Source organism: Neobacillus sp. GCM10023253 (assembly GCF_042653105.1).
Lineage (GTDB): Bacteria > Bacillota > Bacilli > Bacillales > Cytobacillaceae > Neobacillus > Neobacillus citreus.
In genome coordinates, this window is sequence record NZ_JBHSHV010000003.1 from 531,639 (window position 1) to 548,377 (window position 16,739).

Annotated in this window: 14 protein-coding genes; 10 read left to right on the top strand and 4 right to left on the bottom strand. The window is 38.3% G+C overall.

The window, feature by feature from the left end:
• Nucleotides 1-73: 73 nt before the first annotated feature.
• The 3 genes from ACFPA1_RS03045 to ACFPA1_RS03055 form a co-directional block, all read right to left on the bottom strand.
• Nucleotides 74-619 (bottom strand): HXXEE domain-containing protein, encoded by a 546-nt coding sequence (locus ACFPA1_RS03045; RefSeq protein WP_378581202.1) that lies wholly within the window; start codon nucleotides 617-619, stop codon nucleotides 74-76.
• A gap of 133 nt (nucleotides 620-752) precedes the next feature.
• Entirely contained in the window at nucleotides 753-2,624 is a 1,872-nt protein-coding gene (gene shc, locus ACFPA1_RS03050) for a squalene--hopene cyclase (RefSeq protein ID WP_378581204.1), read from the bottom strand.
• Between the two features lie 179 nt (nucleotides 2,625-2,803).
• Nucleotides 2,804-3,379, bottom strand: coding sequence for an NAD(P)H-dependent oxidoreductase (locus ACFPA1_RS03055; RefSeq protein WP_213118725.1), 576 nt, complete (start codon nucleotides 3,377-3,379; stop codon nucleotides 2,804-2,806).
• Between the two features lie 419 nt (nucleotides 3,380-3,798).
• Here ACFPA1_RS03055 and ACFPA1_RS03060 point away from each other — a divergent pair, with 419 nt between their 5' ends.
• The 9 genes from ACFPA1_RS03060 to ACFPA1_RS03100 all read left to right on the top strand — a co-directional run bounded on the left by ACFPA1_RS03060 (nucleotide 3,799) and on the right by ACFPA1_RS03100 (nucleotide 13,800).
• Nucleotides 3,799-4,482 carry a hypothetical protein gene (locus ACFPA1_RS03060; protein WP_378581206.1) on the top strand — a complete coding sequence of 228 codons (684 nt, stop codon included), beginning with the start codon at nucleotides 3,799-3,801 and terminating at the stop codon, nucleotides 4,480-4,482.
• A gap of 729 nt (nucleotides 4,483-5,211) precedes the next feature.
• A complete protein-coding gene (locus ACFPA1_RS03065) occupies nucleotides 5,212-6,468 on the top strand; it encodes a CaiB/BaiF CoA transferase family protein (RefSeq protein WP_213140651.1) in 1,257 nt (418 codons plus the stop codon).
• Between the two features lie 15 nt (nucleotides 6,469-6,483).
• Nucleotides 6,484-7,416 (top strand): hydroxymethylglutaryl-CoA lyase, encoded by a 933-nt coding sequence (locus tag ACFPA1_RS03070; RefSeq protein ID WP_378581207.1) that lies wholly within the window; start codon nucleotides 6,484-6,486, stop codon nucleotides 7,414-7,416.
• Nucleotides 7,417-7,460: 44 nt separating this feature from the next.
• Nucleotides 7,461-8,621, top strand: a complete 1,161-nt coding sequence (locus ACFPA1_RS03075; protein ID WP_378581208.1) for an acyl-CoA dehydrogenase family protein — start codon at nucleotides 7,461-7,463, stop codon at nucleotides 8,619-8,621.
• A gap of 27 nt (nucleotides 8,622-8,648) precedes the next feature.
• Complete coding sequence (locus ACFPA1_RS03080; protein WP_378581209.1) at nucleotides 8,649-9,434, top strand: enoyl-CoA hydratase/isomerase family protein; 786 nt, start codon at nucleotides 8,649-8,651, stop codon at nucleotides 9,432-9,434.
• Nucleotides 9,435-9,446: 12 nt separating this feature from the next.
• Nucleotides 9,447-10,865, top strand: coding sequence for an MmgE/PrpD family protein (locus tag ACFPA1_RS03085; RefSeq protein ID WP_378581210.1), 1,419 nt, complete (start codon nucleotides 9,447-9,449; stop codon nucleotides 10,863-10,865).
• Between the two features lie 11 nt (nucleotides 10,866-10,876).
• Nucleotides 10,877-11,917 carry a TRAP transporter substrate-binding protein gene (locus ACFPA1_RS03090; protein ID WP_378581211.1) on the top strand — a complete coding sequence of 347 codons (1,041 nt, stop codon included), beginning with the start codon at nucleotides 10,877-10,879 and terminating at the stop codon, nucleotides 11,915-11,917.
• A 94-nt stretch (nucleotides 11,918-12,011) separates the two neighbouring features.
• The gene (locus ACFPA1_RS03095) at nucleotides 12,012-12,518 is read left to right on the top strand and encodes a TRAP transporter small permease (protein WP_213140645.1); all 507 of its coding nucleotides are present in this window, start codon (nucleotides 12,012-12,014) and stop codon (nucleotides 12,516-12,518) included.
• Nucleotide 12,519: 1 nt separating this feature from the next.
• On the top strand, nucleotides 12,520-13,800 hold the full coding sequence (locus tag ACFPA1_RS03100) for a TRAP transporter large permease (protein ID WP_378581212.1): 1,281 nt from the start codon (nucleotides 12,520-12,522) through the stop codon (nucleotides 13,798-13,800).
• A 93-nt stretch (nucleotides 13,801-13,893) separates the two neighbouring features.
• Here ACFPA1_RS03100 and ACFPA1_RS03105 read toward each other — a convergent pair whose 3' ends face one another.
• Nucleotides 13,894-14,796, bottom strand: a complete 903-nt coding sequence (locus ACFPA1_RS03105) for a LysR family transcriptional regulator (protein ID WP_213140643.1) — start codon at nucleotides 14,794-14,796, stop codon at nucleotides 13,894-13,896.
• Between the two features lie 308 nt (nucleotides 14,797-15,104).
• Here ACFPA1_RS03105 and ACFPA1_RS03110 point away from each other — a divergent pair, with 308 nt between their 5' ends.
• The gene (locus ACFPA1_RS03110) at nucleotides 15,105-16,550 is read left to right on the top strand and encodes a DEAD/DEAH box helicase (RefSeq protein ID WP_213140642.1); all 1,446 of its coding nucleotides are present in this window, start codon (nucleotides 15,105-15,107) and stop codon (nucleotides 16,548-16,550) included.
• Nucleotides 16,551-16,739: the final 189 nt, after the last annotated feature.

Below are 16,739 nucleotides of genomic sequence, written 5' to 3' on the forward strand. Positions count from 1 at the left end.
GTTAAATGAGGAAAAGCAACCATCTTATTCGAATATGAAATACAGACCAAGTAAATAAAAGAATGAGGACCAGTTAGTGAATAAAATAACGGCCTAAGAGATTGCCAACAAGAAAAATATGGATCATTAATAGGCTGACGGGAATACTTGCGAAAATTAAATGCAAGTCTATCAGGCCGCGCTCGAACAAACTGTAATACGCAATAAGACAGTAAGGGATGAGGAGGAACAGCGCCGTTATGATACCAGGTGTATATCCTTTAAAAAAGATGGACTGAACAATATGCATGGTCGCCTGCAGAATAAATAAATTGAGAATTGCTGTATATAAAAGAAATCCCCTTCCGTTCAAGGAGAAATGGGCAGTCATCAATGTGGTGAATGAGATAATCAGCAAAATCCATGTAGCCGAAACAGAAAGTTGGGCAGCGGTCGAACCTAGTTTTCTCCGCATTTTTAATGTTAGTTCGACGAATGGAGTTTTTTGAGAACTATATTTGTATTTACTCATGGAAGATTCAATTGTTATGATCTCTTCTAGGTCATGGAAAATAAAGATGATAGGGAACAACCAAATGACTGTATTAAGGTCGAAAAATTGGAGTAAAGTTTCAAGCATATTTTACCTCCTGCTTGTTAAGACTTTGTATGGTTGTAGTTTTGTTCAGTGTATGGGACAGGAAATAAAAATATGCCAGCCTATATGTTTTATCACTCTTTTTGGCATCCCTAACAGCCAACTCGCCTTGTTTTTAACTCCCTTCAGCTAAATTTTTATAATGCGCGAGTGCCAGTAATGGAAAAACGTATTCATAACAATGATAATTGAGATAAAAGGATCCCGCCATTCCCCTTCCTTTTGGATAGGTCTTTGTCCAATCTTTTTCTTTTCCGTCCGCTAAAAAAGCTGCACCGTGTTCAATTTCAGGTGTAACATCAGTCGCGGCCGAGATAAGTGTGTCAAGGGCCCATGCTGTATGAGTACGGGTACTTTCGCGGAGCGGCACATAACAGTTATCGATATCACTCTTACAGGATTCTCCCCAACCCCCGTCTTGATTTTGAATGGATTTTAACCAGTTAACTGCCTTCTGAATGGATGGATGATTAGGTGAAACCCCAACCGCAACTAACCCCGTTACAGCCGCCCATGTTCCATAAATATAGACGCCCCAGCGACCTACCCAAGAACCATCCGAATTTTGTTTCTTTAACAGCCAACGAATCCCACGTTTTACCATGGGATGGTGAAAATCCAAATGGGTGTAGTTACCGAAGAATTCCAATGCCCTTCCTGTTAAATCAACTGTAGAAGGATCAATCAACAAATCTTTTCCGCCATCAATCGGTAACAGGTTCAATATTTTCTTGTTCACGTTCTTTTCGAATGCTGCCCAGCCACCGTCATTGTTTTGTATGGAAATGAGCCAGTTGATTCCGCGATCCCATGCCTGCCGACAATCTGCCTGTTCGATAGCCAAAGTTCGAATCGCTCTGAGTGCTGCCGTTGTGTCGTCAATATCCGGATGGATTGTATTCAAGTCCGCAAAGCCCCAGCCTCCAGGCAGCAAGTTCGGTTCATGAATGACCCAATCCCCGTATTTGATATGTTGGCGGGAGAGGATATATTGGTTTGCCTTCTGGACGGTATCGGCTGAATAGGGAACACCCGATTCTTGCAGAGCATAACTAATTAACGTTGTGTTCCATACCGTAGCCGTCGTATATTGGCAATGAAGTTCTCCCTCAATACGGCAGGTCATCGCTTTTAAACCTTGCACGGCACGAGTAATTACCGGATGTGAATTCGAATACCCCCTCGCCAGTAAGGCATAAATCATGAGAGAAGTAGTGCTGAAATAATTTAAATAGGTGCCGTCCGGTTCGATTCGGTCCAGCATATATTTTTCGGCACGAAATAATGCCAATTCGCGAAGATTTACATGGGATTTCAGACCCTTAATCCCCTGTTTAATCCATTTGATCACCGAGCGGGCGTCTTCTGCTTGATCCTCTGTAAAAAAACGAATAGCTTTTTTTTGAAACAAATCGGAGAGATTGGGCGATCGAGGCGTTCTCTTACGAAAATTCGTATTGGCGAGAATCAAAAAAGGGATAATGTTCGCTCTTCCATACACGGAGAGGTCAAAGAGATTGATGGGAAAGGAGTCTGGTAAAAGCATCACTTCAATATTAATAGGGAAGTGCGGCCACTCACATTGTCCTGTTATAGCCAACATGATTTTCAAAAACATATGGACTTCCGTAGCCCCTCCGTTGGCCAAAATAAACCTTCTTGCAGCTTGGAGGTCCTGGTCTTTTCGATCGCGGTAACCAGAATAAAGAAGGGCAAAATAAGCTTCCACTGTGGCTGTCAGATTTCCTTTTTCTTGGTCATGAAATAGCTTCCATGACCCATCTTCCTGCTGTTTTCCTGCGATACGTTCAACCAATTCTTTTATGAACTCCTCATCATTTATCTCCAATGTCCGTAATAGGATAATCATACTGCAGTCAGTTGCGATTCCGGTCTCGAAGGGATATTGCCAGGACCCATCAGCTGATTGGTCCTTAATGAGCTGATCGGTGATTCGGTTGATTTCCGCATTTACCCGATCCATCATGATACCCACCTTCTTTCAAAAACTCACTATGTATTCATATTCATCTAGAAATATGAATATGCATTTATTTAATGAGTAAAAAAATCAAAACGATTAGTAAAATTTTAATAGAAAAGGAGCGCAAATTTTATTTCGCGCTCCTTTTTAACTTTCTTTTTTTTACGTGCAATCCCATATGTTCAAATCACTTTTGCGTGCTGGTAGATTTTTTGAAGCCATTTCTGGCGAGTTTTATAGGTAGAATGTTTAACAGAAGTTAATCGAGTTCTTTTGATATTTTTTATGCCGCAGAACTTTAAAATGTAATCTCTTACAACAATCCATTCGACATTTTTTCTAAACAATCGAATAAATAAAGAGGGGGCATCGATGGTGTAAATAACCCATGCCGATTTATTCTTCAATAACCCTTTCGGAAATGCTCCTTTGTGTTGATACGCAAATCCGGAAACAAACACGCGATCAAAAAAGCCTTTTAAAATCGCTGGTACACCATACCACCAAATCGGGTAAATGAAAATTAACTGGTCAGCCTGCTCAATTTTTTTTCGATACTTTTCAGTATATGGATCATGGATTAAATCCCTTGGTTTATGCTGATTATCGATGACTAAAACAGGATCAAATTTCTCAGCGTATAAATCAATTAATTCAAATTTCCGTTTGGCTTCCTTTAATCCTTTCATGACGTTCTCTAATATCGCATGATTAAGGCTATCCTTATTTGAGTGGGCATAAATAATTAAGGTAGTCATATGGTACCTCCATTAATGGATAATGAATTTTCCTTAGGCCAACACTGGCGGTTTTAGACATATCATATTCTAAGTAAATCGCTAAGTTTACATCCTTTATGGGATTCTATGTTCACCTTCTGGGATTCGAGATATGCGCTCGGCCATTGAGGTGGGAGTGTTACTAAGTGAAGACGAATTAAAAGAGCTGTCCAATAAATTCGGAGAACGGGCAAAAACTCCTCCAGATAGATTTATTAAATATGAAGGTCTTAAGCAATTACTGGACACGATCCTGAAAAATAAAGAAAAAAAAGGATGGAAATTTAAAAATGAGAAATAAGTTTCCGATAAAGGCTGTGTATTTCCATTCTGATCTTGTTAACGATGATTTGGATGAAATAGCGCAAGAAATGGACGAATAAAAGTTGGTGTAACGATTGAGTAAAAAGAAACAAAAACGTAAAGCAAGGAAGAAGGAACCGAGTACGTTCGGTACAGCACTAAAGCTATTAGGCTGTTTTTTCGTCGTATTGTGTTTAGGATGGTATATGATGGTGGGTCATTTAGATGGGGAAACTTTTCATGGAGTCGTGGAGCTCCCCTTAAAGGAAAGCTATGCGAACCCAGTATATGGTATGGCATTGATACATTGGGTCATAGGAATTCCTAGCGTCATTGTCGCTTTAATATTAATAGTAAAAGGGAACAAAAGGGAATTCATGATATCCTGTTTCTATAGTGTTCCTATTTTTTTAATGAGTTTAGGATTTACGATTCAGTATATGGTTTTGTTAGTTAAAGTTGGTGCTGAATCCTTATGGTGGTTTTATGTTGCTGCAGCAGTCCTCGGATTCCTAATAGCTAATCTCTTAATCTATTTGGATAAAAGTAAATTACATCCTATTCTTTTTGGACTGGGTGCTGTGATAATAGTCCTCAGCTGGATCCTTTTAGTGTTGGCGAACTCTGCCGATGGAAATTATATTGTTACATATAGGAATAAACTAAGAGGAAGTTTCTCGATTAAGATCATGGTAGGAACATTTCAAACTTTGGGAATTATGGTTTTCATCCTTATGTATGGTTTTCTATTGAATCTTCGATTTGGTGGGGAGGAGTAAGAGTCTCTCTTCCCACACCCTACTATTACGTTTTAAGTGATTCCCCGTAAGAGATCTTATCATCTACCATCAATACTTTCATTTATTTTACTAAAGGAAAAACTGTTAGGGTAAGACTTTTAATTTTGTTATTATAAAAAGGTGAGCGATGCCATACTTGGTGCCATATTTCTTGAAATTACGGAACACAAGAAAATACAAAAACGGTAAAAAACTTGATATAACAGCATTTCCGGCAACTGCAAGGTACTAGAAAAACATGTTCAGCAAACTTCAAAAAAGCTTGAGTCTTGCGTGCTAGGTCTGGTAGGTTTGATTCCCACGCATTCCCGCCATTAAGTCAATTGTATCAAGGGTATTAGCAGATTTACATTGATTATAGTTTTTACATATTCCTTCACAGTTTCACACTTATCTGCTGCAAGTCTGTAGAGAGGTTGATACCGAGACTGTAGAGGACTTTTTCTTCAACCTCCGAATAATTTTTTATCGGAGGTTATTTTTATGCAAACGAATGTTAACTCAAAACTAGGTAAGATAAGAGAAAGTAGTAAAAATAAAACTAGTGATGATCATCCACTTTCACATTTTTAAATATAAGCTATAGAAAATCTTAATAATGATAATAGAAATTATATCTTAGACTTATATATTTCAGAATGTTAAAAATAGTGTAACAATTACACGCGTTTGAAATTAAGTTAATACAGAATAATAGGGAAGAAAGTAGTGAAATTACAAACTGTATTAGATTTAAAGATATGTAAATTAAACGAAAGGAGATGCAAAACATTGTCAAACATTCTTAAAAATATTACGGTGATCGATTGGACGCAAAATGTTGCAGGACCTTATTGTACCCAGTTATTGGGAGACCTTGGAGCAACGATCATAAAAATTGAACGTCCAGGTACCGGAGATGATACTAGACAATGGAATTCCCCTTCATGGGAGGATGAAGCGACCGCTTTTCTTGCATTCAACAGAAATAAAAAAAGTATTTGTATAGATGCAGATGATTCAAAAGGTCAGGAAGTCATAAAAAAATTAGTGGAACATGCAGATGTATTCATTCACAGTTTAAAGCCAGGCAGCGCTGAGAAGCGTGGATTAGGATATGAACAACTAGCAAAAATTAACCCTTCAATAATTTATTCCGCAATCAGTGCATTTGGTGAATCAGGTCCATTACGGGAATATCCAGGTTATGATCCTCTTATTCAAGCTTATACGGGAATTATGAGTGTTACTGGGAACCCCGGTGATGATCCTGCTCGAGTTGGGGTTTCTCTTATTGACATGGCAACTGGTATGTGGGCACTTACCGGCATTCTTTCTGCGATTATCAATCGTTCTAATACGGGTAAAGGTTGTGTAGTTGGAGCGAGTTTGCTAGAAACAGGATTAGGATGGATGAACTTACCTTTGACGAACTATATGGCTACGAGAAAGGTTCCTGAGAAGTTAGGTACTGGTACGGCCATGGTAGCTCCATATGAGGCTTTTCGAACCAAGGATAGCTGGGTTATTATAGCCGCTGGTAACAATCGACTCTTTTCATCTTTATGCCATGCCCTTGGTATACCTGAGCTATTAAATGATCCGAGATTTGAAAGTAATAAAAATAGAGTTGCATATCGTAAAGAATTGCATCAGACCATAGAAGAGCGCTGCCTTGGGTTTAATACTACAACTATAATCAAAATTCTCCAACAAGCAAATGTCCCTTGTAGTCCTATTAACTCGACTAACGATGTATATGAAGACGAACAAATTAATTCATTAGAAATAATAAAGAAAATAGATGGATTCAGAATTTCAAATTTTAAAATAATTGATCTACCTATCCGCATTAATAATCAAAGAAGTACTTTCCGTTTGCCGCCACCTTTGCTTGGTGAACATACCGTAGAGATTTTAAAGGAAGCTGGATACAATTCAGAAGAAATTGAATTACTTAAAACTGAAAAAGTTGTTGGAGGGTAGGGAGGAGAATAAAAAGTGGGATTACCTAAAAGTGTCATTATTTATGAAGTTGGCCCCCGAGAGGGATTCCAGATAGAAGATGGCCCTATTTCCACTAGTGATAAAGTGAATTTGATCAACGGTCTAACCGAAACCGGACTCACTAGCATCGAAGTAACTTCCTTTGTTAGCCCAAAATGGGTACCCCAAATGGCAGATGCAGAAGAAGTATTATCCCAAATAAAAAGGAAAGAAGGGGTATCGTATAGGACTGTATATCTTAATATAAAGGGATTACATAGGGCATATCAGAACAATGTGACATTGGATGGAGTGTTAATGCTTACGGCAAGTAATACGTTCTCAAAAAGGAATACGAATAAAGACATTAAAGAAACCTTATCAACTATTCCTTCCTGGATACAAGCATATAAGGAATATAAAATTCCGGTAGAACAGATTGCAGTTATGGCAGCATTTGGCTGTAATTTTGAAGGGGATATAGAACAACAGAAAATATTGGATATTCTAAGGCAAACCATCCAAATGGCAGAGGAAAATGGGGAAACAATCCAAAAATTTAAGTTGGCTGATACCATGGGGTGGGCGAACCCGCAACAAATAAAAAATATGATCTATACGATTAGAAATGAATGGCCGCAAATTAAGATTCTTTTGCACCTTCATGATACACGTGGTCTTGGAATGGCCAATGCTTATGCGGCAATGGAGGAAGGAGTGAATGAATTTGAAACCGCACTTGGCGGGTTAGGCGGCTGTCCATTTGCCGCAGTCAAAGGAGCTGCTGGAAATATTGCCACAGAAGATTTTGTCTTTATGTGTATGGAACTAGGAATCGACACAGGGATCAATCTTGATTTATTAATTGAAAACGTTTCCGCGGCAGAAATGATCGTTGGTCATTCACTGCCAGGGCATCTTTTAAGAGGAGGACTTTTACGAAGATAGATTCATTATTTAATAATTTTATATTAAGAATGGGAGGATTTAAGGTGAACTTTGAATTTAATGACTTACAGAATGAGATTCGTTCAGGTGTGAGGTCTTTATGTTCACGATTTGATTTGAACTATTGGAGCAATTGTGATAAAGAGGGGGCATATCCAGAGGAATTTGTAAGATCAATGAGCGAAGCAGGATGGTTAGGAATACTTATTCCAGAGGAATATGGCGGGGCTGGTTTGGGTATGACAGAGGCAGCGATTGTATTAGAGGAGATTAATCGTTCAGGCGGCCTCGGAGCGGCTTGTCATGCACAAATGTATACTATGGGCTCTGTTCTCAGGCATGGAAGTAAGGAACAAAAGGAAAAATATTTACCGTTAATTGCAAACGGAACCCTGCGTTTACAGGCCTTCGGTATCACAGAACCCGATGCTGGTTCAGATACAACTAAGATTAAAACGTTTGCGAGAAAAACAGATAATGGATATGTCATTAATGGGCAAAAAATCTTTATTTCTCGTTATCAGCATTCGGACATGATTTTATTGCTTGCACGGACAACACCATTAGAACAAGTAAAAAGGAAAATTGACGGGATGAGTCTTTTTTTAATTGACTTAAGAAAAGTAGGAAGTGCAATTGAGGCCAAACCGATCAAGACCATGATAAATCATGAGACAAATATACTTTTTATAAATGATTTGGAAGTACCCGAGAACTGTTTAGTAGGCGAGGAGGGAAAAGGATTCTACTACTTACTAGATGGAATTAATGCAGAGAGAATTTTAGTTGCTAGTGAATGCATAGGGGATGGAAAGTGGTTCATAGAACAGGCAGTAAGATATGCAAATGAACGAGTCGTTTTTGATCGTCCTATTGGGAAAAATCAGGGTATCCAGTTCCCTATTGCGAAAGCTTACATGGCTGTCCAAGCAGCTGAAACGATGAATTTTAAAGCAGCATCAAAGTTTGATAAAGGACTTCCTTGCGGAGAGGAAGCGAATATGGCTAAATATTTGGCATCAGAGGCATCCTGGGAAGCTGGAGACGTAACGATGACTACATTTGGTGGATACGGTGTAGCGGAAGAATATCATATTGAACGGAAATGGCGAGAAACTCGTTTATTCCGCACGGCCCCGATCTCCAATAACCTAGTATTGAGTTATATCGCTGAGCATAGTTTGAAATTACCAAGATCTTATTAATATGGGTGGAAAAGGAGAAAAAATAGAATGAGTGACCTTCTAATAGAATATAAGGGAGCAGCAAATGAAATTTTGACCGTTACACTTAATAGACCTGAGGTTATGAATGCATTAAATACACAGCTTTTTAAGGAGTTACTGCAACTTTTTAGAGAACAATCACATAATGAGGATTTAAGATGTATTGTTTTAACCGGAGCAGGGGAAAAGGCTTTCTGTTCAGGTGGGGATTTAAAAGAAAGGAATGGCATGTCAGATGAAGATTGGAAGAAGCAGCATCATTTAATAGAAGAATTGTTCCTATGCGTTAGAGATTTTCCAATCCCAGTGATAACGGCAGTCGAGGGTTATGCATTTGCGGGTGGCTGTGAACTAGCGCTTATGAGTGATTTTATTATCGCTTCTGAAACGGCTAAATTTGCTCTGACTGAAACAACCAGAGGTATTATGCCAGGCGGAGGGGGATTGCAAAACTTGCCAAGAAGCATAGGGATACGAAGAGCTAAGGAAATGATTTTTACAGGCCGGCAGATTGACGCTCTACTTGCCTATGAATGGGGTTTAGTCAATCGTATTGTTTCAAAAGGGGAAACTATGAAAACAGCGCTAGAATTGGCTGTCAAAATAGCAGAAAGTGCCCCATTATCTATAAAAATGGCAAAAATGGCCATGAATAGAGGAACTGAAGTAGATTTCCATACCGCTTATGCTCTTGATATTGCTGCCTATAATGTGTTGGTTCCAACCGAGGATAGGTTAGAAGGGATAGCAGCATTTAATGAAAAAAGAAAACCAAAATGGAAAAACAGATAGGAGGGGTGATGAATGCCATCTTCCCTAATGGATAGATTAGTAGAATATATAACAACATGCCATTATCAACAATTGCCGGAAAAATTGATATTACAAGCTAAATATGCCATTTTGGACACGGTTGGTGTTGCTGTGGCGGGATGGAACGAACCCGTTGTTCAGATTGTAAAACGTGGGTACATGTCAGAGAATCCATCTAAAAAAGCATCGCTTTTAGGAGAACCAAGTTTAACGGACTTGGAATATGCGGCGCTTATTAATGGGACAGCGAGTCACGCCTTAGACTATGATGATGTATCTCCAAGTATCCTTGCCCATCCAAGTGCACCGATTCTAGCAGCAGTCATTCCGCTTGCAGAGCATCTACAGTGTTCTAGTAAAGATGTCATAACTGCTTATGCTATCGGAACTGAAGTAATGATAAAGTTAGGACTTGTCATGGGGCACAGGCATTATGACTTAGGATGGCATGCTACAGATACGCTTGGGACCATTGGAGCCGCGGCTGCTTGTGCCTACCTCATGAATTTAAATCGTGATCAGATTGCCTATGCAATTGGAATCGCCTGCTCGATGTCCGGAGGGTTGCAGAAAAACTTTGGTACGATGACTAAACCGTTCCATGTAGGACTAGCTAGTTCACATGGTCTTCAAGCAGCATGGCTAGCTAAACAAGGGTTAACCGCAAATCAGGATGTTTTTGAAAGTAGAGGCTTTTTCTTTTCGTTTAGCGGTGGAATGGAAAAGGTGAATTTAAAAGATGGTATTCAGTTTGGAAAACCGTATAGCATACTAGAAACAGGTCTTTCTATTAAGAAGTTCCCATGCTGTTACCTCACACATCGAATGATTCAAGGGGCGTTGGATCTAAAGGATGAGTTTCAACTTGAATTAAGTGATGTAATGGGAATAAAAATTGTAACGCCGCCAGCCGGGCTGGTCGCATTAATACATCATCTCCCGAAAACAGGCTTGCAAGGAAAGTTTAGTGCTGAATATACCGTTTTAGCTGCAATCAGAGATGGTCATGTAGGATTATCTACGTTTGAAGATGATCATGTACAAACGCCTGAAATTCAACAACTTTTACCACAGGTTAAAGCCATCGAGGAGGAAGGTGAGATACTTCTAGGGCATGATTTAGAAAAAAATCCAATCCAGATTCTTGTCACAACGAAGAATGGAATATTGAAAAAAGACATTTTGCTTACACCAGGGTCTAAGGAAAGCCCGTTAAGTCAAGAGGATCTTCGTTTGAAATGGCAGGACTGTATCGCTCATTGGATAAAGAAATCAGGTATAGATAATTCCGCTTATCTGGGTGAAAGGGCTAGCAACCTATTTAATAAAGGTTTATTAATAGAGGATTATGATAAATTTGGTAGCTGGTTGAGAGAGTTGCGTGAATTTCATTTAATTAATAAAAAATAGGGAGGCTCAATATGATTAAATTTTGGAATAAAAGTATACTAATTGGTACGATTTTGCTTCTCATCCTTGCAGGATGCGGTAAATCCTCGGAAACCTCTTCAAAACAAAATGGGGACGCACAAAAAGAGATGGATGTACGAATTTCTTATAATTTGCCAGCCGAACATTCTACAGGGATTTATTTTGAAGAGCTAGCAAATGAAATTAAGAAAAATACAGCAAATACCTCTATTAAATTGAATCCTCAAACCTTTCCAAACGGTCAGTTATATAATGACCAGCAATTACCAGATGCGGTAAGTAACGGAGCGGTTGAAATTGGACAATTAAACGTTGGTTTTCTTGCAGGGGAAGATGCAGAGCCTCTGCGTATTGTTGACTTACCTTTCCTATTTGATTCATGGGAAGCAGAGTGGGCAGCTGAGGATGGGGAATATGGAAAACTATTTGGTAAGCAGTTAGAAAAGTATAACATGAAAATGATTGGCTTTGCACAATACGGAACGGTGGAATTATATGCGAATAAGACAATAAAGTTACCTGAAAATCTAAAGGGATTAAAAATGAGGGCATTTGGCAAAGGGAACGCCCTTATGTTAGAAGAAATAGGGGCATCGCCCGTTAGTATGAGTTCCCAAGAAGTTTATCAGGCCATGCAGCAAGGGACCATAGATGGATACTCAACTGGACCATCATCTGTTGTAGACCGGGGACTTACCGAGGTAACAAAATATGGGACTGATATGCAAATACATTACCTTCCCTTCCAGTCGGTTGTAAATATGGATTGGTGGAATAAGCTTCCAGAGGATGTACAAAATGCAGTGCTAAAAGCTTCCGAGACAGCGCAGAAAGCTTCTCGCGAAAAGGCTAAAAGTGATGCTGAAGAGTATCTACAAAAACTTTCAGCTAAGGGATTGGAGCTTTATAAACCATCTGCGGAAGATCGGAAGAAATGGGTAGATTCAGTAAAGGGCCGTTATGATTATTATTTAAAAAAATCAGGAGATATGGGGAAACAGCTATATGATGCAGCTCAAAAGGCAAATTAACACGAATCAGTAAATTGCTACATTCATTGAATAATAGGTACGGGAGGATGGATCCTCCCGTACCAAAACTTTAAACAAGGAGGGTGAAAAGCAAATGCATATATTCTTAAAAATGATCTATAAGGTTCAACATACTTGCGTCTATATTTCAGCATCTTTAATGGCAATTTTAGCTATTTCTATTTTTTATGATGTAGTAGCAAGGTATATTTTTAATTCTCCTACAATCTGGGCAAATGAAGTTTCAACCTATATTTTACAATTTATTGTGTTTTTCACAATGGGTTGTATTCAAATGGAAGGAAAGCAGTTGCGTGTAACGTTTTTAATTGAAAGATTGAAGGGGACTCCACGAAAAATTTTGGAAGCCTTTTCAGCATTTCTAATACTTCCTTACTCCATTGTACTTGTAGTGTACGGATATCAATATACCAAAAATGCTTTTAGATTAGGTATGGGGTCACCTACCCTCCTTGAAATCCCTTTATGGATACCCTATTCATTTATCTGTATTGGTGGGGTTCTTCTTGTAATTGCAGCGGTATGTTCAGTAATCCAAGCCTGGATGCCAGAACAGCTTAAAACGGAAAGGGGTGTATAAAATGATATCTTTAACATCGATACTTATATTGCTAGCTGTTCTACTGATTTGTTTAATCTTAGGTGTACCTATTGGGTTTTCACTAGGACTGTCCGGTTTGTTAACGATTCTCTTCACGGTAGGCGATCAATTTATGATTCAAGTGCCTATGACTCTATACAAGTCATTATCTGAATTTGTTTTTGTAGCCATCCCACTATACATTCTGATGGGGGAGATTTTATATCAGGGTAAAAGTGGAGAACGTATATTTTGGGTAGCTAATTCATGGTTGCACCGAGTTCGTGGTGGAACCGGTGTTGCTACTGTTGCAGCTTATACCTTTTTTGCTGCCATTGTTGGATCGAGTATGACTTCCGTACTGACAATTGGAAAAATTGCTATTCCTGAAATGAAAAAACAAAAATATTCCAAGGGACTTACCTATGGTCTTTCGGCTATCGGTGGTTCTTTAGGTATCCTTATCCCGCCTAGTATTCCGCTTATTCTTTATGCATCATTGACTAATACATCACCGGGAAAGCTATTTATGGCGGGTATTATTCCTGGATTAATTTTAGCTTTCATTCTTTCCGTTTGGACGGCAATGAAAGCACCTCGGGGTCTCAATATTGATTCATCTCATTCGACAAGTGATCGACTGCGTAACACGCTTAAAGCTCTTCCTGATATGTTGCTGCCCGTGGTTGTTCTTGGTGGAATTTATAAAGGAATTTACACACCTACAGAAGCAGCTGCAGTTGGTGTGATTTATGCCTTAGTTTTAACAGTCTTTATTCATAAAAATTTAAGTATTAAGGACTTAGGGAATGTTCTAGTGGAATCTGTAAAAACTACGGCTATGCTTCTGAGCATCGTTGTTGGCGCACTCGTCTTTGGTGCCGCTCTAACTTTAGTGGGTCTTCCAAAGTATTTATCAGATGTACTAATTGGACTATCAGTAAGTCCAGTACTGGTCCTGCTCATTATGAATATCATCTGGATCATTATGGGTATGTTTTTAGAGGTGGTTTCTATATTATTAATTACGACACCTATCTTTTTTCCGATTGCAATGGCTATGGGATTTGATCCTGTTTGGTTCGGAATTATTATGGTATTAAATATGGAACTTGCTGTAATTACTCCACCCGTGGGGATGAACCTATTCGCTATCAAATCTATCATGCCCGAAGAACCTTTAGAATTAATCATGAAAAGTGTCTTACCATTCGCGTTATTTGCTGTACTAGTACTTGTTATTGTTTGGATTTTCCCTTCAGTAGCAATTGGTATTCTATAATGGTATAAAATATAATGTTCATACACTTTAATGTGGATAATTTCGAAGGGTCTTTCAAGAATATTATCCACATTTTTTTAATTTAGTCTTCTTTTAACCGGTGTATTTCGATTTGGTAACTCTTTTCATAATGTCGATAAAGGAACGCGCTGCTTTAGAAAGATACCTTCCATTCTTGTAGACAAACACGACTTTTCTCTTATGGTTGTTAGCCAAACGAACTGGCAAATAAACTAACGGTTGGGGAGCCGGCGTGTTTTTTATTACCATACCCGGGACGAAGGTAATTCCCATCCCTGTTGATACTAGAGAAAGACAAGTCAATATATTAATACTTTCGAATATAATCCTTGGTTCAAAACCAGCCTTTCTACATAGATTCTCCGTTTCTATTCTAAATGAAGACTCTTTTTTTAATAGGATAAAGAACTCATCTTGAAAATCATTCAAATTCACCTTTTTAGATTTGGCTAGAGGATGTGAAGGAGGAATGGCGAGATAAACATCGTCTTCTAGTATGGTTTCTATTTCAAGTTCTTTATGTGTTATGGGCATAGATTGTAAGCTAATTTCAACCAGCCCCCGTAACACCAGTAATTCTAGGTTGGGAGCATTATCTTCAAGTAGGACAAGTTCTATTCCAGGATATTTATTTTTAAATGCTGAAATGGCTTCAGGTAATAAGTATGCACCTGTTGTTGCCAAACTCCCAATACACAACTGACCTTTCTGCATATCGGTTACATCATCGATTTGTTTTTTTAACTGATTGAATTGATCATTTATTTTTAAGGCGTGTTCGACAAAAACTTTTCCTGTATAGGTCAGTTGGACTTCACCATGACCTCTATTGAATAATTGAGTACCAAGCTCATTTTCTAATTTCATAATTTGATAACTTAAGGAAGGCTGCGCCATATGAAGTTTTTCCGCCGCTTTTGAAAAATTTTTCTCATTTGCTAGCATAATCACATAGCGAAGGATTTTGGGTTCCAAGACTCTCACCCCACACCTATAGAATTTAGATATATATTAATCAAAATTTTATCTTAGACTCTATGGAAATACAATGAAATGAAATTAAATATTTATACAAATCGAAATATTTAATTTTTGTGGAATTTACTAAAGCCATTTTTGGGTTTTACTGCCCATTTTGAATCCCCCAGCTGCAACAGTGTTTTTCATTGTTCGTTTTTGCCCGCATTTCAAGTATAATGACTAATATTCAGATTATGCATATGATTTTTGTTCGAGAGAATCCTATAGATAAGCCGAATAATACATAAAAACGAGGTTAATACATGAGTGAAACTAGTTTTGAGGTTTATAATTTAAGCGATGAAATAAGAAGATCTTTAGAGGTATTAAAATATGAAGCTCCGACAGAGGTTCAGCGTAAGGTCATTCCGTTAGCATTGGCAAATCAAGATCTTGTTGTAAAATCTCAAACAGGCAGCGGTAAGACTGCGTCCTTTGGAATTCCTATTTGCGAACTGATTGAATGGGAAGAAAAAATGCCACAGGTCTTAATCCTTACACCAACCAGAGAACTGGCTGTTCAAGTTCGCGATGACATTACGAATATTGGAAGGTTTAAACGGATCAAAGCTATGGCTGTTTACGGAAAAGAACCTTTTACGAAACAAAAAGAAGAATTGAAACAAAAAAACCATGTAGTTGTTGGTACTCCAGGTCGTGTTATAGATCATATTGAAAGAGAAACTCTGATTCTTGATAAAATAAAGTATCTAATTATTGATGAAGCTGATGAAATGCTTAATATGGGTTTTATCGATGAAGTAGAATCAATTATCAATGAACTCCCTTTAAACAGAGTAACAATGGTATTTTCGGCAACATTACCTAAGGATGTTGAAAACCTCTGCCATAAGTATATGAAAAATCCTATTAATGTCGAGATTGAGGCTACCGGTGTCACGGCGGATACAATAGAACATCGTTTAATTGAAGTGACGGAAGATAAAAAAATTCCACTCTTGAAAGATGTTACCGTCGTTGAAAATCCAGACAGCTGCCTTATTTTTTGCCGAACAAAAGAACACGTTGATACTGTCTATACCGAATTGGAAGAATCCAATTATTCTTGTGAAAGACTCCATGGCGGATTAGAACAACAAGATCGGTTTGCTGTAATGGATGGTTTCAAAATGGGGAATTTCCGTTATTTAGTTGCCACCGACGTAGCAGCACGAGGGATTGATATTGATAATGTGACACTTGTTATCAACTTTGATGTTCCAATGGAAAAAGAGAGTTATGTCCATCGTACTGGCCGAACCGGCCGCGCGGGAAATGAAGGAAAAGCGATTACGTTTGTGACACCTTATGAAGGAAAATTGGTTAAAGCTATTGAACGGTATATTGGCTTTGAAATTCCAATAATGGATGCACCTAAGCCAAACGAAGTTGCTGATATGAAAGCTTCTTTCGAGGAAAAAATCAGCGGCCGACGAGTCGTCAGAAATAATAAAACCGCCAGAATTAACCAAGATATCATGAAACTATATTTTAGCGGTGGAAAAAAGAAGAAGCTTCGTGCGGTGGATTTTGTTGGAACGATTGCGAAAATTCCTGGAGTAACTGCCGATGATATTGGGATTATTACGATCCAGGATCAAATGTCCTATGTTGATATTCTGAATGGAAAAGGCTCTCTCGTTTTACAAGCCATGGAGAATACAACCATAAAAGGGAAGAAGCTAAAAGTTAGTAAAGCCCTAAAATAATTTCACACTGAATTCTAGTGCCTGACCCCCGACATTTAAAGCATTACAGCGCCGGGGGTCAGGCACTATTTTTCGGTGAATTTTTCACTGATTCGTTTTTTGTTTATTTCAATCTATTATTTTAGAAAAATTTCATTTACGAACAATCACGCAACTAGTTTATAATAAAAGGATGTCTAAAATATTAAT